This is a genomic window from Bacillus sp. GbtcB14, from assembly GCF_019091205.1.
Classification (GTDB): Bacteria; Bacillota; Bacilli; order Bacillales; family Bacillaceae_G; genus Bacillus_A; species Bacillus_A cereus_AG.
In genome coordinates this window covers 1-238 of sequence record NZ_JAGXJT010000300.1, presented here as the reverse complement: position 1 = coordinate 238, position 238 = coordinate 1, and the positions used below count along the sequence as shown (strand labels likewise).

Here is a 238-nt window from a genome sequence, read left to right as displayed (position 1 = left end):
CATTGTTCTTAATGCTGTATGTGCAGTTACAGCTTAAAGTGATATTGATCATCATTATCATTTTTTGCTCTACTATAGGAATGGAATTACATAATGACAGTAACATTTGTTTAACTAAGTGAATTATAAACAAGGGGATGGTGTGTATGTCTACAAAAAAGCAACTGTGCATTGGATTATGTTTAAGTTCTAGAAAGAAAGAAGAAGATAGTCTATTTGATTCAGGAATTAACGAACA

The 238-nt window shown here is 30.7% G+C and carries 1 pseudogene; it reads left to right on the top strand.

Features of this window, described 5'->3' with window-relative positions:
* Positions 1 to 146: 146 nt before the first annotated feature.
* Positions 147 to 238, top strand: a pseudogene (locus tag KVT31_RS29970) (LLM class flavin-dependent oxidoreductase); the annotation flags it as partial.